Source organism: Streptomyces sp. SYSU D01066-1 (assembly GCF_054956795.1).
In genome coordinates this window covers 56,260-80,559 of the sequence record NZ_JBUDHV010000026.1, presented here as the reverse complement: position 1 = coordinate 80,559, position 24,300 = coordinate 56,260, and the positions used below count along the sequence as shown (strand labels likewise).

Here is a 24,300-nt window from a genome sequence, read left to right as displayed (position 1 = left end):
AGTCATGCACATAGCCGAGGGCTTCCTGCCTCCGGCGCACGCGATCGCCTGGGGCGTCGCGTCCGCGCCGTTCGTCGTCCACGGAGTACGTTCCCTCACCCGTGAGGTCCGCGCCCACCCGCAGAGCACGCTGCTCCTCGGCGCCTCGGGGGCCTTCACGTTCGTCCTGTCGGCTATGAAACTGCCCTCGGTGACGGGCAGTTGCTCCCATCCCACGGGTACCGGGCTGGGGGCGATCCTGTTCCGGCCGCCGGTGATGGCGGTGCTCGGCACGATCACGCTGCTGTTCCAGGCGCTGCTGCTGGCGCACGGCGGTCTGACCACGCTCGGCGCCAACGTCTTCTCCATGGCGGTCGCCGGTCCCTGGGCGGGCTACGCCGTCCACCGGCTGCTGCGCCGCTTCGGCGTGCCGCTGACGGGCACGGTGTTCTGCGGCGCGTTCGTCGCCGACCTGTCCACGTACTGCGTCACCAGCGTGCAGCTCGCGCTGGCCTTCCCCGACCCGGGCAGCGGGTTCTGGGGCGCGCTCGGCAAGTTCGGGTCGATCTTCGCGATCACGCAGATCCCGCTCGCGGTGAGCGAAGGGCTGCTGACGGTGCTGGTGATGCGGCTGCTGGTGCAGTCCGGCGAGGGGGAACTGGCCCGGCTGGGCGTGCTGGTGACGCGGCGGGAGCGGCGGAGGCGGGGACAGCGGGAGGAGGCGGTGGCGCGGTGACGCGGAACACGAGGACCAACCTCCTGCTGCTGCTCGCGGTGGCCGCGCTGGCCGCGCTGCCCCTGGTGCTCGGGCTCGGCGACCACAAGGAGGAGCCGTTCGCCGGGGCCGACGCCGAGGCGGAGACGGCGGTCACCGAGATCGACCCGGACTACGAACCGTGGTTCTCACCGCTGTACGAGCCCCCGTCCGGGGAGGTCGAGTCGGCGCTGTTCGCCGTGCAGGCGGCGCTGGGCGCCGGGGTGCTGGCGTACTGCTTCGGGGTGCGCCGGGGACGGCGGCAGGGCGAGGAACGGGCCCTGGCCCAGGCCCGCCCGGCCGGTCCCGAAGGGGACTGAGGTGCTGTCGATCGACGCGGCGGCGCACAGCAGCCGCTGGCGCCGCCGGCACCCCGTGGACAAGGCCGTGCTGGGGCTGGGCCTCACCGTGCTCGCCGTCTGCCTGCCGCCCTGGCCGGGCGCCGCACTGGTGCTGGTGACGGCGCTGGCCGTGCTGCTCGGCCCGGCCGGGGTGCCGGGGCGGCGGCTGTGGCGGGCCTACCGGGTGCCGCTGGGGTTCTGTGTGACGGGCGCGCTGCCGCTGCTGGTGCGGGTCGGCGGGCCGGGTGCCTTCCTGGGCCCGGCCGCCGACGGCCCGGTGCGCGCCGGCGAGCTGCTGCTGCGCACTTCGGCGGCCTCCCTCGGCGTGCTGCTGTTCGCCTTCACCACCCCCGTGTCCGATCTGCTGCCCAGGCTGGTGCGGGCCGGGGTGCCGGCGCCGGTCGTGGACGTGGCGCTGGTGACGTACCGCATGGGTTTCCTGCTCCTGGACTCCGTACGCCGGGTCCGCGCCGCGCAGGCCGCGCGGCTCGGGCACACCACGCGGGCCGCCGCGTGGCGTTCGCTGGGCGGGCTCGGCGCCACGGCGTTCGTGCGGGCCTTCGACCGGGCGGTGCGGCTCCGGGCCGGCCTCGCCGGACGCGGCTACGACGGCACGCTGCGGGTCCTGGTGCCCGCGGCGCGTGTCTCCGTCCCCTTCACCGGGGCGAGCCTCGCCCTGCTCACGGCGCTGACCGCGCTCACCTTCGCCCTGAGGGGAGCGCTGACGTGAGCGAGCCGGCACTCGTCGCCCTGCGGGGCGCGTCCTTCGCCTACGAGGACGGTCCCGTCGTCCTCGACGGCCTGGACTTCGAGGTCCGCGAGGGACGCGCGCTCGCGCTGCTGGGCCGCAACGGCAGCGGCAAGACGACGCTGACGCGGCTGCTGAGCGGCGGGCTGCGGCCGCGCGGCGGGTGCGTGACGCTGGCCGGGCAGCCGGTGACGTACGACCGTCGGGGGCTGACCCGGCTGCGGACCACGGTGCAGTCGGTGACCCAGGACCCGGACGACCAGCTCTTCGCCGCGTCCGTCGCGCAGGACGTGTCCTTCGGGCCGCTCAACCTCGGCCTGCCGGACGCCGAGGTGCGCGCCCGGGTCGCCGGGGCCCTCGCCGCGCTGGACATCACGGCGCTGGCCGACCGGCCCACCCACCTGCTCTCGTACGGGCAGCGGAAACGGGCCGCGATCGCGGGCGCGGTGGCGATGCGGCCCCGGGTGCTGATCCTGGACGAGCCGACCGCCGGACTCGACCCGGACGGGCAGGAGCGGCTGCTCGCCACCCTCGACGGGCTGCGCGCGGGCGGCACCACCGTGGTGATGGCCACCCATGACGTCGACCTCGCCCTGCGCTGGGCCGACGACGCGGCGCTCCTCACCCCGGACGGCGTGCGCACCGGGCCCGCCGCCGGGACGCTGGCCCGCACGGATCTGCTGTCCCGCGCGGGCCTGCGCCTGCCGTGGGGTGTCGCGGCGACCGGGCTGTTGCGCGCCCGGGGCCTGCTGCCGGACACGGCACCGGGTCCGCGCACGGCGGAGGAACTGGCGGAGCTGGCGGCGGCGGCCGGGCGGGCGGGCACGCCGCCCAGTCCCTGACCCCGGCCCGCGTCACCCCGCCGTCGCGACAGCCAGTACGGGCTCGCGCCCGGCCCCCGCCTCGCGCCCGGCCTCCGCCTCGCGCCCGGCCTCCGCCTCGCGCCCGGCCTCCGCCTCGTTCAGGGAACGGAGCAGCGCGGCGCGGGCGCGGGCCACGCGGGAGCGGACCGTGCCGACCGGGCAGTCGCTGACGGCGGCGGCCTGCGCGTAGGGCAGCCCCAGCAACTGGGTCAGCACGAAGGCCTCGCGGCGGTCGGCGGGGAGCGCGTCCAGCAGTCCGGCGAGGGCCACCCCCTCGTCGAAGCCGGGCAGGTCCCGCGACTGGGCGCGTTCGGCGGCCGTCTCCCAGTCGCCGGTGTCCGACAGCCGGGGCCGGCGGGAGGTACGGCGGATGCTGTCGGCCACCGCGCGGCGCGCGATCGACAGCAGCCAGGTCCGGGCCGAGCAGCGGCCCTCGAAGCGGTGCAGGCTGCCGAGGGCCCGCAGGAACGTGTCCTGGGCCAGGTCGTCGGCGCTCTGCGGATCGGCGCCGAGGAAGGTCACGTAGCGGCGGACGTCACGGTGCAGGGCACGGACGAAGCGCTCGACGGCGTCGGCGTCCCCGGTGCGGGCGGCCAGCGCCCAGGCGGTTATCGACTCCTCTCCCTGGGGCGTCGCCTGGTCTCCTGCTCCTCTTGGTCCTACTGGTCCTCCCAGTCCTCCCCGTCCTCCGGGTCCTCCCGGCCCTACTGGTTCTTCCAGTCCTCCGGGTCCTACTGGTTCTTCCAGTCCTCCGGGTCCTCCCGGCCCTCCGGGTCCTCCCGGCCTTCCGGGTCCTCCCGGCCTTCCGGGTCCTCCCGGCCTTCCTGGTGGGTACGGCGAAACAGCCGTGGTCGCAGTGGTCACAAGGGTCACCTGTGTGTCCTTCGGGGTCCGCGACCGGCGTCGGGCAGCAGCGTGCGACGGGCACGGCGGCCCGTGCCGGTGCATGGGAAAGGGGCGGCCGGGCACGGCTGTGCGCGGCCGGTGCCCGAGGCGGCGGACGGTCGGCCGGTCCGCGGCGGCCTCGGGAAGCCGGCTGTCGTCAGGCGACAGCGGCCCCCGCAGGCGGACCCCGGGACGTGATGGCGTGCGCGAGGAGGAGCGGGCGCGGCGCGCGGCCGAAGCCGTCCCGGCGAGCGCGCACCCGCGGGCGCCGCGGGGGCGCGGGGGGCCTCGGCAGCGGGCGCAGCGGCGTCTGGAGCCAGCCCGCGAGGGCGCGCAGCACCCGGAACGCGGCACGTTCCCCGCGCGCCAGCCAGACCCCGCTGAGCAGGGCGGCCAGCAGGTGGGCGGCGAGCATGTCGGCCGTGGACGCGCCGGCCGTACCGCCGTGCTCCATGACGTGCGCGTGGCCGGTTCCCATCGCACCCATGGACCGCATGGCGGACATCGCCGGTGCGACGGGAGCGGCGGGCGTGCCCGGCACGTCCGCCGCCGCCCCGGTGAGCGAGAAGCAGACGTGCAGCGCCGCCTGGGCGGTCACCGTGAAGGCGACGACCGGTACGGGCCCGCGCTCCCGGCCCGCGAGCCACCACGCCGCGCCGCCGGTGACCGCCGCGCCCCCGGCCATCGCCCACCAGGGCACCGCCGCACCCGACATCAGGACGTGCCCGAGCGCGGCCAGCACGACGCAGACGGCCGCGAACACCGCGGCACGCACCGCCCGCGAGCACCCCCCAGCCGTCATGGCGCCCTCATCCCCGCATCCGTGTCCCCCGCCTCACGGGAGCGTACGGACATCATCCCGGCACCCCACTCAACCCGAGCGGAGTGATGCGCCTCACACCCACTGCGTCGAACGGGCGAGCGTCCCACGTCACACGGTCGAAGTAAACAAGATCACCCCACGCCCTCTGCTGCGCCTTCACCCTCCTGCCCTAGCATCCCGACCATGACGGTCCTGCCTGACGACAGGCTCCCACTGGCGGCCGAGTTCCCTGACGCGACACATGAGCAGTGGCAGCACCTCGTGGCGGGTGTCCTGCGCAAGTCCGGCAAGGAGGTCTCGGACACCGAGGCGGAACAGCACCTGTCCACCGAGCTGGAAGACGGACTCCGCGTCCGGCCCCTCTACACCTCCCGGGACACCGCGCCCGCCCCCGGGCTGCCCGGCTTCGCGCCCTTCGTACGCGGTGGCCGCGCACAGGGCCGTACGGCGGGCGGCTGGGACGTGCGCCAGCGGCACACGGTCGCCGACCGGGCCGCCGTCCTGGCCGACCTGGAGAACGGCGTCACCTCCCTGTGGCTGGCCGGCCTCCCGGCAGGGGCCCTCGCCACCGCCCTCGACGGCGTCCACCTGGACCTGGCGCCCGTCGTCCTGGACGCCGGCGCGGAGACCGGCCCGGCGGCACGACGGCTGCTGGACCTGTACGAGGAGCGGGGCGTCGCCCCCGAGGCGGTGCGCGGCAGCCTGGGCGCCGACCCGCTGGGCCACCAGGCCCGCACCGGAGGGCCGTACGACTTCGCCTTCGCGGACGTGCCCGGGTACGCCGGGCGGTACCCGGGGCTGCGGACGCTGACCGTGGACGCGCTGCCGTACCACGAGGCCGGCGGGTCGGCGGCGCAGGAGCTGGGCTGCGCGCTGGCGACCGGGGTGGCGTACCTGCGGGAGCTGACGGGCGCGGCCGGGATGGGTGCCGAACAGGCCCTCGGGCAGCTGGAGTTCCGGTACGCGGCGACCGCCGACCAGTTCCTGACCATCGCCAAGCTGCGGGCCGCGCGGCGGCTGTGGGCGCGGGTGGCCGAGGTCTGCGGGGCGCTTCGGGCGGGCGGCCAGCTCCAGCACGCGGTGACCTCGCCGGTGATGATGACCCGCCGCGACCCGTGGGTGAACATGCTGCGCACCACCGTCGCCGCGCTGGCCGCCGGGGTGGGCGGCGCCGACGCCGTGACCGTGCTGCCGTTCGACGACGCGCTGGGGCTGCCGGACGCGTTCGCGCGCCGTATCGCCCGCAACACCTCCACCATCCTCATCGAGGAGTCCCACCTGTCCCAGGTGATCGACCCGGCGGGCGGCTCCTGGTACGTGGAGCGGCTGACGGACGAACTGGCGCACGCGGCCTGGGAGTTCTTCCAGGAGATCGAGCGCGGCGGCGGCCAGGCGGCGGCCCTGCGCTCGGGCCTGGTCGGGGACCGGCTGGCCGCGACCTGGGCGGCGCGGAGCGCGCGGCTCGCCACCCGGCGGGAGCCGGTCACGGGGGTGAGCGAGTTCCCGCACCTCGCCGAGCGGCCGGTGGTCCGCGACCCCGCGCCCGAGCCGCCGTCCGGGGGGCTGCCCCGGGTGCGGCGGGACGAGGCGTTCGAGGCGCTGCGGGCCCGCTGTGACGCCCACCTCGCCGCGACCGGCGCCCGGCCCCGCATCTACCTCGCCGCGCTGGGCCCGGCCGCCGCGCACAGCGCCCGCCTCTCCTTCGCCGCCGGCCTCTTCCAGGCGGGCGGCATCGAGACCGTCACCGAGGGCACCTTCGAGGAGAGCGGGGCGCGGGAGGCGTGCCTGTGCTCCAGTGACGCGGTGTACGAGGAGCAGGCCGCCGGCGCCGCCGAGCGGTTGCGGGCGGCGGGTGCCGGGCACCTGTTCCTCGCGGGCCGCCCGGGACCCGGCGGGGGGTACGCCGGGATCGACACGTACGTCTTCGCCGGCTGTGACGCCGTAGCCGTGCTGACCGCCACGCTCGACCGCGTGCTCGACCACAAGGGAGCGTCCCGATGACCGTCCCCGACTTCTCCGGGATCGAGCTGGGCACCCCGTCCGCCGACGCCGGACTCGACGAGTGGCGCACGGCGGTGAAGAACGCCACCGGCGGTGACGACCCGCGCTGGGAGACCCCCGAGGGGATCACGGTCAAGCCGCTGTACACCGGGCAGGACCTGGAGGGCCTGGACTTCCTGGACACCTACCCGGGCATCGCCCCGTACCTGCGCGGCCCGTACCCGACGATGTACGTGAACCAGCCCTGGACGATCCGCCAGTACGCCGGTTTCTCCACCGCCGAGGAGTCCAACGCGTTCTACCGCCGCAACCTCGCCGCCGGGCAGAAGGGCCTGTCGGTCGCCTTCGACCTCCCCACCCACCGCGGCTACGACAGCGACCACCCGCGCGTGACCGGTGACGTCGGCATGGCGGGTGTGGCGATCGACTCGATCCTCGACATGCGGCAGCTCTTCGACGGCATCCCGCTGGACCGGATGACGGTGTCGATGACGATGAACGGCGCGGTGCTGCCGGTGCTGGCGCTGTACATCGTGGCGGCGGAGGAGCAGGGCGTGCCGCCCGAGAAGCTCGCCGGGACCATCCAGAACGACATCCTCAAGGAGTTCATGGTCCGCAACACCTACATCTATCCGCCGAAGCCGTCGATGCGGATCATCTCCGACATCTTCGCCTACACCTCGCGGCGGATGCCCCGCTACAACTCCATCTCCATCTCCGGCTACCACATCCAGGAGGCGGGCGCGACGGCCGACCTGGAGCTGGCGTACACCCTCGCGGACGGCGTGGAGTACATCCGGGCGGGACGGGAGGCCGGCCTGGACGTGGACGCCTTCGCGCCCCGCCTGTCCTTCTTCTGGGCGATCGGCATGAACTTCTTCATGGAGATCGCCAAGCTGCGCGCGGCCCGCCTGCTGTGGGCGAAGCTGGTGAAGCGGTTCGACCCGAAGAACGCCAAGTCGCTCTCCTTGCGCACCCACTCCCAGACCTCCGGCTGGTCGCTCACCGCGCAGGACGTGTTCAACAACGTCACGCGTACGTGCGTGGAGGCGATGGCCGCCACCCAGGGCCACACCCAGTCGCTGCACACCAACGCCCTGGACGAGGCGCTGGCGCTGCCCACCGACTTCTCCGCCCGCATCGCCCGCAACACCCAGCTGCTCATCCAGCAGGAGTCGGGCACGACGCGGGTGATCGACCCGTGGGGCGGCAGCGCCTACGTGGAGCGGCTGACGTACGACCTCGCGCGCCGCGCCTGGCGGCACATCGAGGAGGTCGAGGCGGCGGGCGGCATGGCGCGGGCCATCGACGCGGGCATCCCCAAGCTGCGCATCGAGGAGGCGGCGGCGCGCACGCAGGCCCGGATCGACTCGGGGCGGCAGCCGGTGATCGGCGTCAACAAGTACCGGGTGGAGACCGACGAGGAGATCGACGTGCTCAAGGTCGACAACTCGGCGGTGCGCGCTCAGCAGACGGCCAAGCTGCGGCGGCTGCGCGAGGAGCGGGACGAGGGTGCCTGCCGGGCCGCGCTCGACGCGCTGACCCGGGCCGCCGGGGGCGACGGCAACCTGCTGGAGCTGGCGGTGGACGCGGCTCGGGCCAAGGCCACGGTGGGTGAGATCTCGGACGCCCTGGAGAAGGTGTACGGGCGGCACGCGGGACAGATCCGTACGATCTCCGGGGTGTACCGCAACGAGGCAGGCCAGGCGCCGAACGTGGACCGCACCCGGGCCCTGGTGGACGCCTTCGCCGAGGCCGAGGGCCGCCGGCCGCGCATCCTGGTCGCCAAGATGGGCCAGGACGGCCACGACCGGGGCCAGAAGGTCATCGCCACCGCCTTCGCCGACCTCGGTTTCGACGTGGACGTCGGCCCGCTGTTCCAGACCCCGGCCGAGGTGGCCCGGCAGGCCGTCGAGGCGGACGTGCACGTCGTCGGGGTGTCGTCGCTGGCCGCCGGACACCTCACCCTCGTCCCGGCGCTGCGCGAGCGGCTCGTCGAGGAGGGCCGGGAGGACATCATGATCGTGGTGGGCGGGGTGATCCCGCCGCAGGACGTGCCCACGCTGCTGGAGAGGGGCGCGGCGGCGGTCTTCCCGCCCGGGACGGTGATCCCGGACGCCGCGTACGACCTGGTGGCGAAGCTGGCGGCCGACCTCGGCCACGGCGAGCCGTGATGCTCGACGCCGACGGCTACGTCAAGGGCGTCCTGGAGGGCAAACGGGCGGTGATCGCCCGCGCGATCACCCTCGTGGAGTCGACGCGCCCCCAGCACCGCGCGCTGGCGCAGGAGGTGCTGACCGAGCTGCTCCCGCACAGCGGCCGGGCCCGGCGGATCGGGGTCAGCGGGGTGCCGGGGGTCGGCAAGTCGACGTTCATCGACGCCTTCGGCACGCTGCTGACCGGGCTCGGCCACCGGGTGGCCGTCCTCGCCGTCGACCCCTCCTCCACCCGCACCGGCGGCTCGATCCTCGGCGACAAGACGCGGATGGAGCGCCTCGCCGTCGACCCGGCGGCGTTCGTCCGGCCCTCCCCCACGGCGGGCACGCTCGGCGGGGTGGCGAAGGCGACCCGCGAGTCGATCGTGGTGATGGAGGCGGCGGGGTACGACGTGGTGCTGGTGGAGACGGTGGGCGTGGGCCAGTCGGAGACGGCGGTCGCCGACATGGTCGACTCCTTCCTGCTCCTCACCCTGGCCCGCACCGGCGACCAGTTGCAGGGCATCAAGAAGGGCGTCCTGGAGCTGGCCGACGTGATCGCCGTCAACAAGGCGGACGGCCCGCACGAACGCGACGCGCGGGCCGCCGCCCGGGAACTGGCGGGCGCGCTGCGCCTGATGCACGGCAAGGACGCCTTCTGGACCCCGCCGGTCCTGCACTGCAGCGCCCGGGAGTCGACCGGCCTGGACACCGTCTGGGACCGCCTGGAGCAGCACCGTACGCTCCTGGACTCCACCGGCCGCCTCGCCGCCCGGCGCCGCGAGCAGCAGGTCGGCTGGGCGTGGACGATGGTCCGCGACGAACTGCTGGGCCGTCTGCACGCCCACCCGGCGGTCCGCCGCCTCGCGCCCGAGCTGGAGCGGCGGGTCCGGGAGGGCGAGCTGACGGCGACGCGGGCGGCGGAGCAGATCCTGGACGCCTTCGGGGACCCCGGCGGGCGGTAGATATGCTCACGCGGTGACGAAGCACGACCGCAGGGACCATGTGTACGCCTACGAGAAGGACGGCGCCGAGATCTACCGGCAGTCCTTCGCCGCCATCCGCGCGGAGGCCGACCTGGAGCGGCTGCCGGCGGACGTGAGCCGGGTGGCGGTGCGGATGATCCACGCCTGCGGGATGGTCGACCTCGTCGAGGACGTCGGGTACTCGCCCGGCGTGGTGGCCCGCGCGCGTGCGGCACTGCGCGCCGGAGCACCCGTCCTGTGCGACGTGCGGATGGTCGCGAGCGGCATCACCCGCGCCCGGCTGCCGGCCGGCAACGAGGTGCTGTGCGCCCTGTCCGACCCGGCCGTCCCCGGCCTGGCCGCCCGGCTCGGCACGACCCGCAGCGCCGCCGCGCTGGAGCTGTGGCGAAAGCGGCTGGACGGCGCGGTGGTGGCGGTGGGCAACGCGCCGACCGCGCTGTTCCGGCTGCTGGAGATGGTCCGGGACGGCGCCCCGCGCCCCGCCGCCGTCATCGGCGTACCGGTCGGCTTCGTCGGGGCGGCGGAGTCGAAGGACGCCCTGGCGGCCAACCCGTTCGGCCTGGAGTACCTGGTGGTGCGGGGCCGGCGCGGGGGCAGCGCGATGGCCGCGGCGGCGGTCAACGCGCTGGCGAGCGAGGCGGAGTGAGTCCTGTCCGGTGACCCGCCGGGGGACGGCCTGATCCGGTGACCACCGGCAGACGGCCTCATCCGGTGACCCACCGCAGGGCGGCCTCCGGGTCGGCGGCCACGGGCACCCCCTGCGCCACCGGCGGCCTCCGTACGACCACCACCGGCACGCCCGCCTCCCGGGCGGCCGTCAGCTTCGGCGCGGTGGCCGCTCCCCCGCTGTCCTTGGTGACGAGCACGTCGATCCGGTGCCGGGCCAGGAGGTGCCGCTCCCCGTCGAGGGTGAACGGCCCCCGGTCGAGCAGCACCTCCATGCGCGGCGGGTGCGGGGGCCCGGGCGGGTCGACGGACCGTACGAGGAACCACAGGTCGTCCGGGCCGTCCGCGAACGCGGCGAGCCCCGTCCGCCCGGTGGTGAGGAAGACCCGGCGGCCGAGGGAGGGCAGCAGCGCGGCGGCCTCCGGCAAGGACCCGGCCTCGTGCCAGTCGTCCCCCGCGACCGGCTGCCAGCCGGGCCTGCGCAGGACGAGCAGCGGTACGCCGGTGGCTGCGGCGGCCTGTTCCGCGTTGCGGCTGATGGTGCCGGCGAAGGGGTGGGTGGCGTCGACGAGCGCGTCCACGGCGTGCGCGCGCAGCCAGCCGGCCAGCCCCTCGGCCCCGCCGAACCCCCCGACGCGCAGCTCACCGGGGAGCGCCCGGGGCGCGGCGACCCGTCCGGCCAGGGAGGTGGTCACGCGCGCGTGCGGCCGTTTTGCTGTCAGCAGCTCGGCGAGCCGTCGGGCCTCGGCGGTCCCGCCGAGGATGAGGACGTGCACGTCAGACCTTCCGTACCGCCCACTGCGTCACCGGCATCGCCTGCCGCCACCCGGTGAAGCCGCCCACCGGAACGGCGTGCGCGACGGCGAGCCGGACCAGCTCGCCGCCGTAGCGGCGGCGGGCGTCGGCGAGCAGCGCCTCCGACTCCAGGGTGACGGTGTTGGCGACCAGCCGCCCGCCGGTGGGGAGCGCCTCCCAGCAGACGTCCAGCAGGCCCGGCGCGGTGAGCCCGCCGCCGACGAAGACGGCGTCCGGGGCGGGGAGGTCCGCGAGTGCCTCGGGCGCGGTGCCGGTCACGACCCGCAGCCCCGGTACGCCCAGCCGCTCGGCGTTGCGGGCGATGCGCCCGGCGCGGGCGGGGTCGCGTTCGACGGTGACGGCCCGGCAGGACGGGTGGACGCGCATCCACTCGATGGCGACGGATCCGGAGCCGCCGCCGATGTCCCACAGCAGTTCGCCGGGGGCGGGGGCGAGCACGCCGAGGGTGGCGGCCCGCACGTGCCGCTTGGTGAGCTGGCCGTCGTGCTCGTAGGCGTCGTCCGGCAGGCCCGGTACGGCGCCGAGGTGCGGGGCGCCGGCGGCGCGGCGGCACTCGACGGCGACGAGGTTGAGGGGGTCGCCGGGAGCCGCCGCCCAGTCGTCGGCGCTCACCGGGTCGCCGACCCGCTCCTCCTCGGCGCCGAGCCGCTCCAGCACCCGCATCCGGCTCGGCCCGAAACCGCGGTCGCGCAGCAGGGCGGCGACGGCGGCGGGGGTGGTGGCGTCGGCGCTGAGCACGAGCAGCCGGCGGCCGTGGTGCAGGGCGGCGGCCAGGCGGGCGGCGGGGCGCCCGACGAGGGTGACCACCTCCACGTCCTCCAGCGGCCAGCCGAGCCGGGCGGCGGCGTAGGAGACGGAGGAGGGGTGCGGCAGGACGTGCACGGCGCCGGCGCCCAGTACTTCGGTGAGGGCGCGGCCGATGCCGTAGAACATCGGGTCGCCGCTGGCCAGCACGGCGATCCGGCGGCCGGCGTGGGCGGCGAGCAGGCCGGGGACGGCGGGGCGCAGCGGGGAGGGCCAGGCGATCCGCTCCCCGGCGCACTCGGGGGGCAGGAGGGCGAGCTGGCGGGGACCGCCGAGGACGACCTCCGCCGCGCGCAGGACGGCCCGGGAGGCGTCCGGGACGCCGCTCCAGCCGTCGGCCCCGATGCCGACGACGGTCACGGGCGGGATGGGGGCGGGGTTCACGGCTCGGTTCCTCGGGTCTGGCGGTGGGGGCGCTCCCGCGGTGCGGCGGGGGCGGAACCGCACTTTACGCGGTCCCGGCGCCGGGCCTTGGCCGGCGCCCGGCACCGGGACCCACCGTGGTGCTCCCCGCGGCCCATGGTGCCCGCCTCGGCCGGCCGGCGCACTGCCGTCTTCCGGCAACGTCCGTCCGGAAGCGGTGCCGGGACGCGGTGCCGGGGCGCGGTGCGGGGTCAGTCGTCGGACCGCCAGAGGTCCTGTCCGTCCTTGACGACGGCGATGACGCCGTCGGGGCGCAGTTCCATGACGGCACCGGCGTGGGCACCCGTCTGAGAGGCCCACACCGGCTTGTGGTCGGCGGTGTAGACGACCAGGTTGCCGTCGTCCTGGAACACCGCCCGGTAGTTCTCACCGGACGTACCGGATTCCCAGGAGCGCTGGTCGGTCTCGTCGTAGGCGACGAGGTTGCCGTCCTTCTGCATGGTCAGCCTCAGGTGGGCCGTCCGCAGGGACTCACCGGCAGCCAGGGTCCGCTCGGCGGTGACCGTCATGTCCTGCGGGAGCGCGGGGTCCACGACGGACCGCCAGAGGTCCTGCCCGTCCTTGACGATGGCCATGACGCCGTCGGGGCGCAGCTCCATGACAGCGCCGGCGTGGGCACCCGTCCGCGAGGCCCACACCGGCTTGTGGTCGGCGGTGTAGACGACCAGGTTGCCGTCGTCCTGGAACACCGCCCGGTAGTTCTCACCGGACGTACCGGATTCCCACAGGCTCCGGCCGTTCTCGTCGAGGGAGACGAGGTTGCCGTCCTTCCGCATGGTCAGCTCCAGGTGGGCCGTCCGCAACGACTCACCGGCCGCCAGGGTCCGCTCGGCGGTGACCGTCAGCTCCTGGGGCGGGAGTTGCCGAGCGCTGCCGCGGCTCGCGGAGGCTTTCGGTTTCCCGGCCGCGGTGGTCGAGTCCGTCCCCCGCGTCACGGCGATCGCCGTCGCCGTCAGCCCGACGGCGACGACCACGCCGACGGCGACGAGCAGTCCCCGGCGCCTTCGTGACGGGACGGCCGGTCCACCCGGCCGCTCCGGGGGCGGGAGGAACCGGGTGCCGGCGACGGCGGTGGGGGCCAGGGGTCCGGCCGCCGGGCCGGCGTCGAGGGTGGCGGTGGGGGCCATGGGCCCGGCCGCCGGACCGGCGTCGAGGGCGGCGGTGGGGGCCATGGGCCCGGCCGCCGGACCGGCGTCGAGGGCGGCGGTGGCCACGGCGGTCGGGGGGTGGGCGGGGGCCGGGGCGTCCACCACCGTGGGTTCGGGGGCCGGCGCGTCCGGGGCCGGCGTCGCGGCGGTGATCCGCTGGTAGGCGGGGTGGCGGACGATGTCGGTCTCGCTGTCGCAGAGTTCCACGATGCGCAGCGGCTCCGGGCGCCGCGCCGGGTCCTTGTCCGCGCACGCCCGGATGAGCCTGGCCGTCTCCTCGGGAACTCCGTCGAGGTCGATCTCCCCGTGCACGGAGCGGTAGGAGACGGTGGCGGGCGAGCCCTGACCGTACGGTGGACGGCCGGTGAGGCAGTACGCCATGGTGACGCCCAGCGCGAAGACGTCGGACGCGGGGCCGGTCTCGCCCGAGGTGAGGGTCTCCGGCGCGATGAAACCCGGGGTGCCGATGGCGGTGCCGGCCAGCGTGATGTTCGGCATGGTCTCGCTGCGGGCTATCCCGAAGTCGATGAGCTGGGGCCCGGTGGCCGAGAGGATGATGTTCTGCGGCTTGATGTCGCGGTGCAGCACGCCGTGTACGTGGATGTCGGCCAGCCCCTCCGCCAGCGCGGCCAGCACGGCGCGCACCAGGTCGGCCGGGAAGGGCCCCGACGCCTCGACGGCGTCGGCCAGCGTCGGGCCGGGCACGTACTCGGTCGCCATCCAGAACGGCGGGGTGGTCACCTCGGCGTCGATGAGGGCGGCGGTGAACGCGTTGCGGACGGCGCCCAGGGTCTCCACCTCGCGGCGGAACCGGTCCAGCGCCCCGGCGTCGTCCTGGAGGTGGGCGTTGATGACCTTCACCGCGGCGGGCCGGCCTCCCGGAGTCCGGCCGAGGTAGACGCTTCCCATCCCTCCGGAACCGAGCCGGCCCAGCAGGCGGTAGCGGCCGACGGTCGTCGGATCGGAGTCTTGCAGCGGGTACACCTGACGTGCCCTCCAGGCAGTCGCATACGGGGGTTCGGGGGCCGTCGCCCGGCGCCACCGATGCGTAGCGCGAAGGCTCAACAACCCACTGTCACAACGGCGTTGCGGTCCACTTCGAGCGCGAAGCCTACAGCCATCAGGTCGCCGGGCGGATCTTCCGGTCCGGCGCCCGCCGGCCCTGGGAGGGGGGCGGCCTCCCCGCGTCCGCGTCGGTCACGACACGTCGCACTCGGCCCGCACCGTCTCGCCGGGGCCGGGCCGGTCACGCGCTCCTCCCCCGACGGCGAGCGCGTCGACGCGGAGCGGGCCACGACCGCCGTCCCCTTCCGGGGCGTCACTGGACCGGGTCGGTCCACTGTGCACGGCGGTAGGTACCCGCACACGGAAATGCGGCGCGGAGTCCGACACGGGACGCCGCGCCGGAACTGACCTCAGGGTGGTGTACTGCGATGTTCCCGCCGGCACATGGTACGTATGCTCGGCACCCCCGGTTCGCCTGCGTTCCCTCAGGCCAACGCCAATCGACGGGTCCGTGGAAATCCGCTGACATCCGCCTCAGGCAGGCCCGGTCGCCGTCAGAGGGCATCTACTGCCGGGAGAGTCCCGCCGGATCGATCGCGATCGGGAACGGAGCGTCAAGGCGGGTGGTCGCGCCCGCGAGTGCCGTGGTCCGCTCCACGTAGCGACCGCCCCGCAGTTCATGGATGACGAGCATGGGGGCGGGGTCGAACTCCAGGCGCCAGAAGTGCGGAATGGCGGCCTCGGCGTACAGCATGGGCTTGACCTTGCGGTCCATGGTGCTGTTGCCGGGGGAGACGAGTTCGACGACAAGCTGGACCGCGTCGACATCGACGGTGACGGGGTCGTCGGCGGTCGCGCCGGCGTCGGCCACGACCAGGTCGGGCACGAACAGCCCGGACGGCAGGACGACGTTGACACCTTCCAGGATCTCCACCGGCACGCCGACGGCCCGGGCGGCCGCCTTCAGGGCGACGTGGAGGCGGAACGAGGCCCGCTGGTGGCGGACGCCGAAGGCAGGGGACATCACGAGGGACTCCCCCAGCAGCTCGTAGCGAGCGGTGCGGTCTTCGGGCAGGTCCAGGACGTCGGCGACGGTCCAGGGCCCGATGTGGTCGATGGCAGCGCCCATTCCCTTTCACCTCCTCGTCCGACCGGCAGTCTCGGTGTGACCTCGACAGGCGGTACACGGCCAGCCTACGGGCGCTCCCACCTGCTGACACGAGTTCCACCGCCGTGAGCGAGACCTCGAACGAGCGCGCCGTTCAACCGCCCGCCCCGGGGCGTCGGCATGGCACGCCCTCGTGCGGGCCCGCGTCGCCCTCGCCGTAGGCGCAGGCGATACGCGCCGTGGTCGACGGAGACCCCCGACGGTGCCGGTGCCGCCGGCGGGCGCTCGTCGGCAGGTCCCGCGCTGATACAGACCGCACTGTATGGGGTGACTCGCTGGACCGGATCGGTCGCGGTGCGTGACGATGAGTGTTCGGCACGGTGGAAGGCGGCGGCGATGGCGGCGGACAACGGCTGCGAGCCGGAACTGTCGGACAGCTTGAAGACGTTCGGCGCGGTGCTCAAGGCCCTGCGGGAAGAAGCCCGTCTCACTCAGGAGCAGTTCGCGCCCCTGGTGCGGTACTCGGTCGCGTACATCGCCAAGATCGAGCAGGGGAAGCGGTTCCCGCCGGGGGATCTGCTGGACCGGTCGGAGGAGGTCCTGGGAGCTGTCGCGGCGAAGGTGCTGAAGGCGGCGGCGCGGAGCCTGACGCGGAAGGCGGGGCTGGCTTCCTGGTTCCGGCAGTGGGCGGGGATCGAGGAGGAGGCGGTGTCGTTGTACACCTATGAGTGCCGCGCCATTCCCGGGTTGTTGCAACCCGAGCCGTACATCCGCTCGATCTTCGAGCGACGACTGCCGCCGCTTTCCGAGGAACAGATCGAACGACAGGTGATGGCGCGACTCGAGCGGCAACGGCTGCTGACCGACAGCCCGAACACGGCTTTCAGCTTTGTCATCGAGCAAGCGTTGCTTGAGCGGCACATGGGCGGACCGGAGGTCACCCGCTGCCTGTTCGATCATCTGCTGGAGCAGGGGGAACGGCGGAACGTCGAACTCCAGGTGATGCCTCTCCGTCAGTACGACCACGCAGGTATCGACGGGCTGATGTACCTGGCTGAGACCTCACAGCACGAGTGGGTGGGCTATTCCGAAGGCCAGCAGTCAAGCATCCTGATCACTTCACCGAAAGACGTCAGCGCCCTGCTCCAGCGCTATGGCAAGCTGCGTTCACAGGCCCTCGGCCGCGAAGCCACGATGAGCCTGCTGAGGCAGATGCGAGGAGCGTTATGACTACCGTTGAGCCAACCTGGTTCAAGAGCAGCTACAGCGGCAGCTCCGGCGACAACTGCGTAGAGGTCGCCCCCCACCGCGCCGTCGTCCTCGTCCGCGACTCCAAGGACACGGCCAGGCAGCCGCTGGCCGTGTCCCCGAACGCGTGGGCCGCGTTCACCGCCCCGCTCAACCGGCGGAGCAGCTCGTCCCGTTGAGGGTGAAGCCCGTGGGCGCGGCGTTCGCGGAGAGCTTGGTGCCGGTGAAGCCCACCGTGACCGAACCGGCCGCCGGGATCACCGACGTGTACGACGCGGCGGCGACCGTCACCGAGGAGCCGTTCTGGGTCGGCGTGCCGCCCCACATGTTGGTGATGGTCTGGCCGGACGGGAAGGTGAAGCCCAGGGTCCAGCCGTTCACCGCCGCCGTTCCGGTGTTGCGGACGGTGATTTCGCCCTGGAAGCCGCCGGGCCACTCGCCCACGACGCGGTAGCCGACGGAGCAGGCGGCGCCCGGGGTGCCGGTGTTCTCGTCGGTGGTGACGGTGACCGTGGCGGAGCGGGCTGACCGGTTGCCGGCGGCGTCCTTGGCGTAGACGGCGAAGGTGTACGCCGTGCCGGCGGTCAGGGACGGCACGGTGACCGAGGTGGTCGTGGAGGACGCGACCGTCGTCTCCGTCGCGCCGCTGACGCGGACCACCTCGTAGCCGGTGACGCCGGTGTTGTCGGTGGCGGCGGGCCAGGTGAGGGTGACGGAGGTGGCGGAGACGGCGGACGCCACCGGGGTGCCGGGAACGGTCGGGGCCTGGGTGTCGGGGGTGGTGCCGCCGAAGACCGTGGCCTCCTTCGCCGTGGCGGCGATGCCGTTCGCGCCGTGGAAGACGCGCTCGCCCCAGGACGTCATCTGTGCCGGGTCGAAGTCGAGCACGAGGTCGAGGATCGGGTCGGTGTTGCCGCTCCAGGACCAGGCGAGGTAGCCGAGGTCGAGCTGCTCGGCGGTGGCCATCATGGTGTCCTCGTCGGGGTCGCCCCAGGCGTCGGCGGGGCCGCCGAACTCGCCGATGACGAGGGGCAGTCCGGCGGTGACGAAGGCGTTCAGGTAGTCGGTGATCTCGGCGGCCGTGTCGAAGACGCTGTACATGTGGATGGAGAAGATCAGGTTGCCGGTGGGGTCGGCGTCGTAGACGGCCTGGGCGTTGGTCCGCATGACCTGCTGCCAGTCCTGGCCCCAGTTGGGGGCGTCGACCATGATGGTGTGCTCGAAGCCGGCGGCGCGGAGCTTCTGGATCGCGGCGGTGGTGGGAGCGGTCCAGCCCTCCGGGTTGGTGTTGCCCCACGGCTCGTTGCCGATGTTGACGATGACGTAGTCCTCCTGGCCGGCCAGGACGTCCTTGAGGCTGATCCAGTAGTCGGCGGCGTGATCGAGCGTGCCGGCGGCGGCGTCTTCGCCGTAGCCGGTGGTGTCGTGCACTTCGAGGACGCAGATCAGGCGGTTGGCCTTGCAGTTCGCGATGACCGCGGCGACGTCCTCGGGGGTGTTGCGTGACCAGCGGTGGCCGTCGGAGAGGACGACGCGGACGGTGTTGGCGCCGAGCGCCTTGATGTCGGCGAGGGACTGGGTCTCACCGGGGTACCAGGTGTGGGCGTGGTTGACGCCGCGCATCACGAAGTCGTTGCCGTTGCCTTCGAGCAGGCGGCCGTCACTGATGTGCAGGCCGGTGGCGGCGGCGGTGGGGGGTTCGGCGGCGGCGTGGGCGGGGGTCGGGGTGAGGATGAGCAGGGCGAGGAAGGTGACCAGGGCTGTCCACAAGGCGGTCGCGGCGGGGAGGGTCGTGCTTCTTGTCGTTCTCACTGCGGCTCCTGGAGTGAGGCAAGAAAGCGGAATGGTTATGGGAGCGCTCCCATAAAGCCAGTACGACAGGTGCACGTCAAGTCCTCGGTCCGTGGCGGTCGCCTCCGGTCCCGCCGGCGCGGGAGGGGCGGACACGTCGGTTCGGCGTGTCCGCCGGCCTCGGGCCGCGGGGCGGGAACAGCCGGCACCCCGCCCCTGCGGTCTCCGTCCGTACGGACGGGGGCGGGCGGGCCCGGTCCGAGGCGGGGCGGTCCTTCAGCGGACCCCCGGTCCCGACGGCCGGGCCGCGTCCGGACGCGACCGCCTGCTTCCGGATCCGGCCGGCGTGGCAGCGGTACGCCAGGACTCAGCCTTCCGCGACCACCGGTTCGAGCAGGGACAGGGTCCGGTTGTCGGCGTCCACGTCCGCGCGGACGCCGAGGGGCAGGGGCAGGTTCGGGGAGGTGTGGCCGAAGTCGACCTGGGCGAGGACGGGGATGTCACGCTCCGCGAGGACGTCGAGCACGACGTCGCGCAGATCGACGCGGTCGGCGCCGTCCTCGTAGGGCGTGACCTCGCTCGGGATGCCGACCACCATGCCCGCGATGCGGTCCAGCACACCGGACAGCCGCAGGGCGTGCAGGTCGTACCAGATCCGCGAGACCGGCCGCTGCAGCTCTTCCCAGAACAGGACGGCGCCGTCGAACCGTTCGGCGTCCAGCGCGAACGGGGTCGCCTGCAGCAGGACCAGGCGGTTCAGCAGACCGCCGACCAGAGGGCCCTGCGCGCGGCCCGGCCGCCAGGTCTCCCACGTCCCCCCGGCCGGCAGCGCGCCCGGCGCCTCGGCCTTGGTGAGCACCCGGGCGTAGAGGTCGACGAGTTCGGACCGGCGGGCCTCGTCGCCCAACGTGTACCAGTCGCTGCCGAAGCCGTGGGTGGCGATGTCGGCGTGGAGGCCGACGAGGCCGGTCCTGGCGTACAACGCCATGTGCAGCAGCGAGATGTCGCTGTAGCCGAGGATCGGCTTCGGGTCGGCCCGGATCGCGTCCAGGTCGATCAGGTCGAGGTACGCGACGGTCGCCTGGCCGCCGGTGTGCGCGACGACGGCCCGCACCTGCGGGTCCCGGAGCAGCGCGTTGAGCTCGGCGGCCTGCTCCGCCGGTATGCCCGCCGCCCACCAGCGGCTCCGCGCGGGGTCGACCGTCGGGCTGACCCGCACGCGGAAACCCATCCGTTCCAGTACCGCCACACCCCGGGCGAGCAGCGGCTCCTCGCCGGGCTCCAGCGGGCCCGAGGGCGCGGTGACGACCACGAGATCGCCGGAACGCAGCGCACGGGGGCGGCGGATCGTGTGCACGGGTCCTCCTTGTTGATCGACGACGACTTCACAACCACGCGGGGGCCGCTGGTGTTCCGCGTCCCCGACGCGATCACCCGATGCCCCGCGCCCCCGGAATCCCGACGGGGAGCCGGCGGAACACGCCCCGGCGGCCCCTCCCGGCCGGATCAACTCCGCGCCACGGCCCGGGGCACAGTCCACTCTTCGCGGTGATCCCCACACCGCCCTGGTCTACCCGGCACGCACCCCGGCTGTCACCTACCACGTGAACGCGAACCTGACGCGCTGTGTCCCGCCACAGCGCGGGAAAGGGGTCCCCTTGGCCGCTCACCGGCTTCCGCGTCTCCTGGCGGGCACCCTCGCCGTCCTGGCGCTGGGCGTGACCGCTCCCGCCCAGGCCCTCGCACCGGCCGCGCCCGCGGCCGCCTGCGAGGGGGCCTCCTGCACCGGCAAGAACCCCCATGCGACCGGCTGCGACAAGGACGCCGTCACTCCCGCGGGAGCGGTGGCCCGGTCGGCCGGCGGCGGGCCGGGCGTCCAGTTGCGGTACTCGCGGAAGCGCGACGCCGTGCGGGCGCGCTTCGACTCCGCCGCGAACGACGCCTGGAGGGGCAAGCTGGACATCAGGAACGGCAGGCCGTACGTGTTCCACGCGTCCCCGAACCACGCGGCCTACAGCACGATGGCCGGCGCCGGCCTCGCCACCCGCCCCTGCGTGGAGCACTACGACGGCGCCGGCGGCAGCTGGGCGTGCGCGAAGAAGTGGTACTGGACGGTTTTGTCCGCGTGCGGGCCGGGCGCGACGTCCGGCCGTGCTCGGCGGCGTCGCCGCGGTCGCCCCGCGGCCGTGGTCAGGAAGCGCCCGCGTCCACGTCCGCGCCCGCGCCCGCGCCCGCGCCCGCGACGAGCAGCCTCCTCGCCGACTCCCGGAACTCCGCGACCAGTCGGCTGGTCTCGCCCCGGCGGCTCGCGACCACCACCTCGCAGGGCTCGATGCCCTCCACCGGCACCATGGCCAGGTCGTCGCGGAGGGCGCTGCGGCGGTCGCCGGACGGGACGAGGGCGAGCGCGCGGCCGTCGGCCACCGCTTCGAGCTTGTCCTCGTAGGTGTCGACGAGCAGGGGGCCGAGCGGGGCCGGGGAGCCGTCCGGGCGGGGCTCCAGACGCCAGAAGCCGGTCCACGCCGAGGCCATGCCCGCGCAGGCGACCAGCGGCTCACCGGCGAAGTCGTCCGGGGCGACGGACTCCTTGCCGGCGAGGCGGTGCGCGGCGGGGACGAGGAGGGCCCGGGGTTCCTGGTAGAGGACGGTCGTCTCCAGGCCGTCGGCCGGGATCGGGAGCGGCGTGCGGACCACGACCGCGTCGACCCGGCCCTCGGGCAGGGCGCGGACCTCGTCCCAGTCCAGGTGCAGGGTGCGGACGTGGGCGTCGGGGCGGCGGCGCCGCAGGTCCCGGACCGCGGGGGTGATGACGAGGTCCTCGACGTAGCCGACGGTGACCGTGCGCTGCGGGGCGGCGGAGCGGGCGGCCAGCGTCGCCCGCTGGGCGGCGTACAGCAGTTCCTGGGCCCGGGGGAGGAAGGCGGCGCCGGCCGCGGTGAGCGTGCTGCCCTGGGTGGTGCGCTCCAGCAGGCGTACCCCGAGGGTCTTCTCCAGCCGCTGGATCTGGCGGCTGAGGGAGGGCTGGGCGACGTGCAGGGCCTCGGCCGCGCGGGCGTAGTTCAGGTGCTCGGCGACGACGGTGAAGTACCGGACCAGCCTCAGGTCGAGGTCCGGGGGCGGGGTGCTGTCAGCCATCCGGCCACCCTACGTCCGCGCGTCATGCCGCTGCCGCATGACGGGGTGCGGAACGGGTCTTGGACGCCCTGGTGAGGGCGGGGGTTGACTCGGTGGTGTCCGGCGGGGACCTCCCGCCGTTCGACTCATCTCATCCGAAGCCCGTATCGCAAGAGGGGTGTGTCCGTCATGGGCAAGTACGAGGGCAAGAAGGTCGTGATCACCGGAGGCAGCAGCGGGTTCGGGCTGGCCACCGCGCGGCTGCTGGTGGACGAAGGGGCGCGGGTGCTGATCACCGGCCGCGGCCAGGACGCTCTGGACGCGGCCGCCGCGCGGCTCGGCGGCAACGCGGTCGCGGTCCGCAGCGACGCGGGGGAGCTGGCCGAGATCGACGCGCTGGCCGACCGGGTGAAGGCCGAGTTCGGCACGGTGGACGCGCTGTTCGCCAACGCCGGCGTCAACGGCTTCGCCCCGTTCGAGGAGACCGGCGAGGAACTCTTCGACCAGCTGATGGCCGTCAACGCCAAGGGGCCGTACTTCACGGTGCAGAAGCTCGCCCCGCTGCTGGCCGAGGGCAGCGGCGTGGTGTTCACCACCTCCGTCGCCAACGTCCTGGGCCTCCCCGCGCTCAGCGCCTACGCGGCCGGCAAGGCGGCGGTGCGGTCGATGACCCGCAGCCTGGCCCGGGAGCTGCTCCCCCGGAAGGTCCGCGTCAACGCGGTCAGCCCCGGCCCGATCGACTCCGGGATCCTGGAGAAGTCGATGCCGAAGGAGGCGGCGGAGCGGATGAAGGCGGGGATGGCCGCGGAGAACCCGATGGGGCGGATGGGCCGGCCCGAGGAGGTCGCCAGGGCCGTGCTGTTCCTCGCCTTCGAGGCGACCTTCACCACCGGTGCCGAACTCGCCGTGGACGGCGGCGGCTCGCAGGTCTGAGCCGCCGCCGGACCGCCCGGGCGCCGGACCGCCACGGCGGGCCGGTGCCCGGCGTCGATTTTCCTCCGGCATATGCACAACAGTCGTCAGCGCAGCGGCCAAAGCACTCGGATCGTCACCGAGGCCCCCATAGCGGGCGGCGATTGATGTGCTCCCGCTGTCCTTTCTGTGAAGATTCACGACCCGCGCGCGAGGCATGTTGCCAAAGAAGCGGCAATCGGCCATCCCTTGGCCGGATCGCGTCACAACATTCCTGTGTGAGCGACGCGTTGCCCCCTTATTGGGCATAGAGGGCCCCTCTTTTCAGGGTGGCGCGCGGTGATAGCCTTCCGGCGTTCACGACCTTGATCCACTCGGCTTAGGTGCTGATCCGAGGTCGGCCTGCGCATCGCGCGACAGCGGTGATGCAGCTCCCAGCGGATGTCACGCGGATCCCCCGAGGCCTGTCCGCAGATGCCTGCATGCCACGCGCCGGGAAGGTTTCTATGAATCGAGACGTGCTCATATGGTGCCTGGTTGCGGTGGCGGCTGTAGCCGCCGCCACAGCCGCGGTCCTGTTCGTCCGCAGCAGAGCCCTGCACACGAGAAAGCGGCGGCTGGAGGCCGAGCTGGCGGAGTCCAGACGACAGCTCGGTGACGTCCAGGGCAGCCTGGCCCGCAGCGAGAACGAACTGCGCCAGGTCCTCAGCCAGCAGGACGCCGCCATCCGCGAGGCCGAGCGGACGGCGGAGGAGAACACGAAGGTGGTGCTGAAGGGCGCCGCGCGCCTGCTGCAGAGCCTCACGGCCGAGGCCACCATGATCCTCGAGGGCATCCAGCAGAAGTACGGCGGCCACCCCGTGCTCGCCGATCTGCTGGAGGTCCACCACGCCAACGCCCAGATGGCCCGCAAGTCCCAGGGCATCGCGGTGATGTGCGGCGCCCCGCTGGGCCGCCGCACCCAGCCGGCCAGCGTCTACGACGTCGTCCGCAGCGCCCAGGGCCAGATCCGCAACTACTCGCGGGTCTCGGTCATGCAGCACAACGGGATGGCGCTGAAGGCGTCCGCCGTCGCGCCCGTCGCCCTGGCCGTCGCCGAACTGCTCGACAACGCCGCCAGCTTCTCCCAGGCGGACGCGCCGATCGAGGTGACCTTCCAGCAGGTCCAGAAGAACCTGTGCATCATCATCGACGACGCCGGTGTCAGCATGAGCGACGAGGAGCGCCAGAAGGCGACCGCGCTGCTGTCCGGTGACACTCCCCCGCAGCTGTCCCAGCTCGGGACCCAGCCCAAATTCGGTTTCCCGGTGATCGGCCTGATCGCCCGCCACTACGGATTCAAGGTGGATGTCACCGGCGTCTCCCGCTACGGCGGTGTCCGGGCCGTCGTCCTGCTGCCCGAGGAGCTGTGGACCATGGAGGAGATCACACCGCCGCCCACCGAGGAGGCGCCCGTCCGCAGAATCCGGCGCGTCGAGGACACCGCCGAACCCGCCGCCCGTACGGCGCACGGCCTGCCGAAGCGGGGGGCCCGGCAGGCTCCGGTCGAGAGTGTCCAGGGCGACGAGGGCACCGGCCCGATCACGCCCATCAGGGCTCCCCGCCGCGGTCTGGGCGGACTCCAGCGCGGCACGCTCCGCGGCCGGGACCTCGCAGCACCGACGCCCGAAGGGTCTGAAGAGGCGTGAAC

The 24,300-nt window shown here is 73.9% G+C and carries 21 protein-coding genes; 12 read left to right on the top strand and 9 right to left on the bottom strand.

Annotation, left to right across the window (positions count from 1 at the left end; translation table 11 throughout):
- Nucleotides 1–4: 4 nt before the first annotated feature.
- From ACY1JF_RS22320 to ACY1JF_RS22305, 4 genes are read left to right on the top strand one after another with little or no spacing between them, the layout of a single operon-like run.
- Nucleotides 5–715, top strand: a complete 711-nt coding sequence (locus tag ACY1JF_RS22320; RefSeq protein WP_462706982.1) for an energy-coupling factor ABC transporter permease — start codon at nt 5–7, stop codon at nt 713–715.
- A complete protein-coding gene (locus ACY1JF_RS22315) occupies nt 712–1,053 on the top strand; it encodes an energy-coupling factor ABC transporter substrate-binding protein (RefSeq protein WP_462706966.1) in 342 nt (113 codons plus the stop codon). Before ACY1JF_RS22320 ends, ACY1JF_RS22315 begins: the two co-directional genes overlap by 4 nt.
- A gap of 1 nt (nt 1,054) precedes the next feature.
- Nucleotides 1,055–1,804 (top strand): cobalt ECF transporter T component CbiQ, encoded by a 750-nt coding sequence (cbiQ, locus tag ACY1JF_RS22310; protein WP_462706965.1) that lies wholly within the window; start codon nt 1,055–1,057, stop codon nt 1,802–1,804.
- Nucleotides 1,801–2,664 (top strand): energy-coupling factor ABC transporter ATP-binding protein, encoded by an 864-nt coding sequence (locus ACY1JF_RS22305; RefSeq protein ID WP_462706964.1) that lies wholly within the window; start codon nt 1,801–1,803, stop codon nt 2,662–2,664. The genes cbiQ and ACY1JF_RS22305 overlap by 4 nt, the downstream gene beginning before the upstream one ends.
- 12 nt (nt 2,665–2,676) lie before the next feature.
- On the opposite strand, the gene ACY1JF_RS22300 is transcribed toward ACY1JF_RS22305, so the two are convergent.
- Nucleotides 2,677–3,360 (bottom strand): sigma-70 family RNA polymerase sigma factor, encoded by a 684-nt coding sequence (locus ACY1JF_RS22300; protein WP_462706981.1) that lies wholly within the window; start codon nt 3,358–3,360, stop codon nt 2,677–2,679.
- Nucleotides 3,361–3,727: 367 nt separating this feature from the next.
- Nucleotides 3,728–4,372, bottom strand: a complete 645-nt coding sequence (locus ACY1JF_RS22295; RefSeq protein WP_462706963.1) for a hypothetical protein — start codon at nt 4,370–4,372, stop codon at nt 3,728–3,730.
- Between the two features lie 204 nt (nt 4,373–4,576).
- On the opposite strand from ACY1JF_RS22295, the gene ACY1JF_RS22290 reads away from it, so the two are divergent.
- From ACY1JF_RS22290 to ACY1JF_RS22275, 4 genes are read left to right on the top strand one after another with little or no spacing between them, the layout of a single operon-like run.
- Nucleotides 4,577–6,394, top strand: a complete 1,818-nt coding sequence (locus ACY1JF_RS22290; protein ID WP_462706962.1) for a methylmalonyl-CoA mutase family protein — start codon at nt 4,577–4,579, stop codon at nt 6,392–6,394.
- On the top strand, nt 6,391–8,568 hold the full coding sequence (gene scpA / locus ACY1JF_RS22285; protein WP_462706961.1) for a methylmalonyl-CoA mutase: 2,178 nt from the start codon (nt 6,391–6,393) through the stop codon (nt 8,566–8,568). The genes ACY1JF_RS22290 and scpA overlap by 4 nt, the downstream gene beginning before the upstream one ends.
- Nucleotides 8,568–9,554, top strand: a complete 987-nt coding sequence (gene meaB / locus ACY1JF_RS22280) for a methylmalonyl Co-A mutase-associated GTPase MeaB (protein ID WP_462706960.1) — start codon at nt 8,568–8,570, stop codon at nt 9,552–9,554. Before scpA ends, meaB begins: the two co-directional genes overlap by 1 nt.
- Nucleotides 9,555–9,594: 40 nt before the next feature.
- The gene (locus ACY1JF_RS22275) at nt 9,595–10,221 is read left to right on the top strand and encodes a precorrin-8X methylmutase (protein WP_462706980.1); all 627 of its coding nucleotides are present in this window, start codon (nt 9,595–9,597) and stop codon (nt 10,219–10,221) included.
- Nucleotides 10,222–10,279: 58 nt separating this feature from the next.
- Here the strand turns inward: ACY1JF_RS22275 and ACY1JF_RS22270 are convergent, their stop codons facing one another.
- The 4 genes from ACY1JF_RS22270 to ACY1JF_RS22255 all read right to left on the bottom strand — a co-directional run bounded on the left by ACY1JF_RS22270 (nt 10,280) and on the right by ACY1JF_RS22255 (nt 15,566).
- Nucleotides 10,280–11,017 (bottom strand): cobalt-precorrin-6A reductase, encoded by a 738-nt coding sequence (locus ACY1JF_RS22270; RefSeq protein ID WP_462706959.1) that lies wholly within the window; start codon nt 11,015–11,017, stop codon nt 10,280–10,282.
- Nucleotide 11,018: 1 nt separating this feature from the next.
- Nucleotides 11,019–12,245, bottom strand: a complete 1,227-nt coding sequence (gene cbiE, locus ACY1JF_RS22265) for a precorrin-6y C5,15-methyltransferase (decarboxylating) subunit CbiE (protein WP_462706958.1) — start codon at nt 12,243–12,245, stop codon at nt 11,019–11,021.
- Nucleotides 12,246–12,475: 230 nt separating this feature from the next.
- Nucleotides 12,476–14,416, bottom strand: coding sequence for a protein kinase domain-containing protein (locus tag ACY1JF_RS22260; RefSeq protein WP_462706957.1), 1,941 nt, complete (start codon nt 14,414–14,416; stop codon nt 12,476–12,478).
- Between the two features lie 586 nt (nt 14,417–15,002).
- On the bottom strand, nt 15,003–15,566 hold the full coding sequence (locus ACY1JF_RS22255; RefSeq protein WP_462706956.1) for a Uma2 family endonuclease: 564 nt from the start codon (nt 15,564–15,566) through the stop codon (nt 15,003–15,005).
- Between the two features lie 375 nt (nt 15,567–15,941).
- On the opposite strand from ACY1JF_RS22255, the gene ACY1JF_RS22250 reads away from it, so the two are divergent.
- Together ACY1JF_RS22250 and ACY1JF_RS22245 are read left to right on the top strand one after the other, a co-directional pair.
- Nucleotides 15,942–16,775 carry a helix-turn-helix domain-containing protein gene (locus tag ACY1JF_RS22250; protein ID WP_462706955.1) on the top strand — a complete coding sequence of 278 codons (834 nt, stop codon included), beginning with the start codon at nt 15,942–15,944 and terminating at the stop codon, nt 16,773–16,775.
- Nucleotides 16,772–16,972, top strand: a complete 201-nt coding sequence (locus ACY1JF_RS22245; RefSeq protein WP_462706954.1) for a DUF397 domain-containing protein — start codon at nt 16,772–16,774, stop codon at nt 16,970–16,972. Before ACY1JF_RS22250 ends, ACY1JF_RS22245 begins: the two co-directional genes overlap by 4 nt.
- Here ACY1JF_RS22245 and ACY1JF_RS22240 read toward each other — a convergent pair.
- From ACY1JF_RS22240 to ACY1JF_RS22230, 3 genes are all read right to left on the bottom strand, one after another.
- On the bottom strand, nt 16,944–18,605 hold the full coding sequence (locus tag ACY1JF_RS22240) for a cellulase family glycosylhydrolase (RefSeq protein ID WP_462706953.1): 1,662 nt from the start codon (nt 18,603–18,605) through the stop codon (nt 16,944–16,946). The genes ACY1JF_RS22245 and ACY1JF_RS22240 overlap by 29 nt on opposite strands.
- A gap of 346 nt (nt 18,606–18,951) precedes the next feature.
- Nucleotides 18,952–19,941 (bottom strand): S66 peptidase family protein, encoded by a 990-nt coding sequence (locus ACY1JF_RS22235; RefSeq protein ID WP_462706952.1) that lies wholly within the window; start codon nt 19,939–19,941, stop codon nt 18,952–18,954.
- A gap of 833 nt (nt 19,942–20,774) precedes the next feature.
- Entirely contained in the window at nt 20,775–21,719 is a 945-nt protein-coding gene (locus ACY1JF_RS22230) for a LysR family transcriptional regulator (RefSeq protein ID WP_462706951.1), read from the bottom strand.
- 168 nt (nt 21,720–21,887) lie between these two features.
- Between ACY1JF_RS22230 and ACY1JF_RS22225 the strand changes: the two genes are divergently transcribed.
- Both ACY1JF_RS22225 and ACY1JF_RS22220 read left to right on the top strand, forming a co-directional pair.
- Complete coding sequence (locus tag ACY1JF_RS22225) at nt 21,888–22,631, top strand: SDR family oxidoreductase (RefSeq protein ID WP_462706950.1); 744 nt, start codon at nt 21,888–21,890, stop codon at nt 22,629–22,631.
- A gap of 521 nt (nt 22,632–23,152) precedes the next feature.
- Entirely contained in the window at nt 23,153–24,298 is a 1,146-nt protein-coding gene (locus ACY1JF_RS22220; protein ID WP_462706949.1) for an ATP-binding protein, read from the top strand.
- The last annotated feature ends 2 nt before the right edge of the window (nt 24,299–24,300 follow it).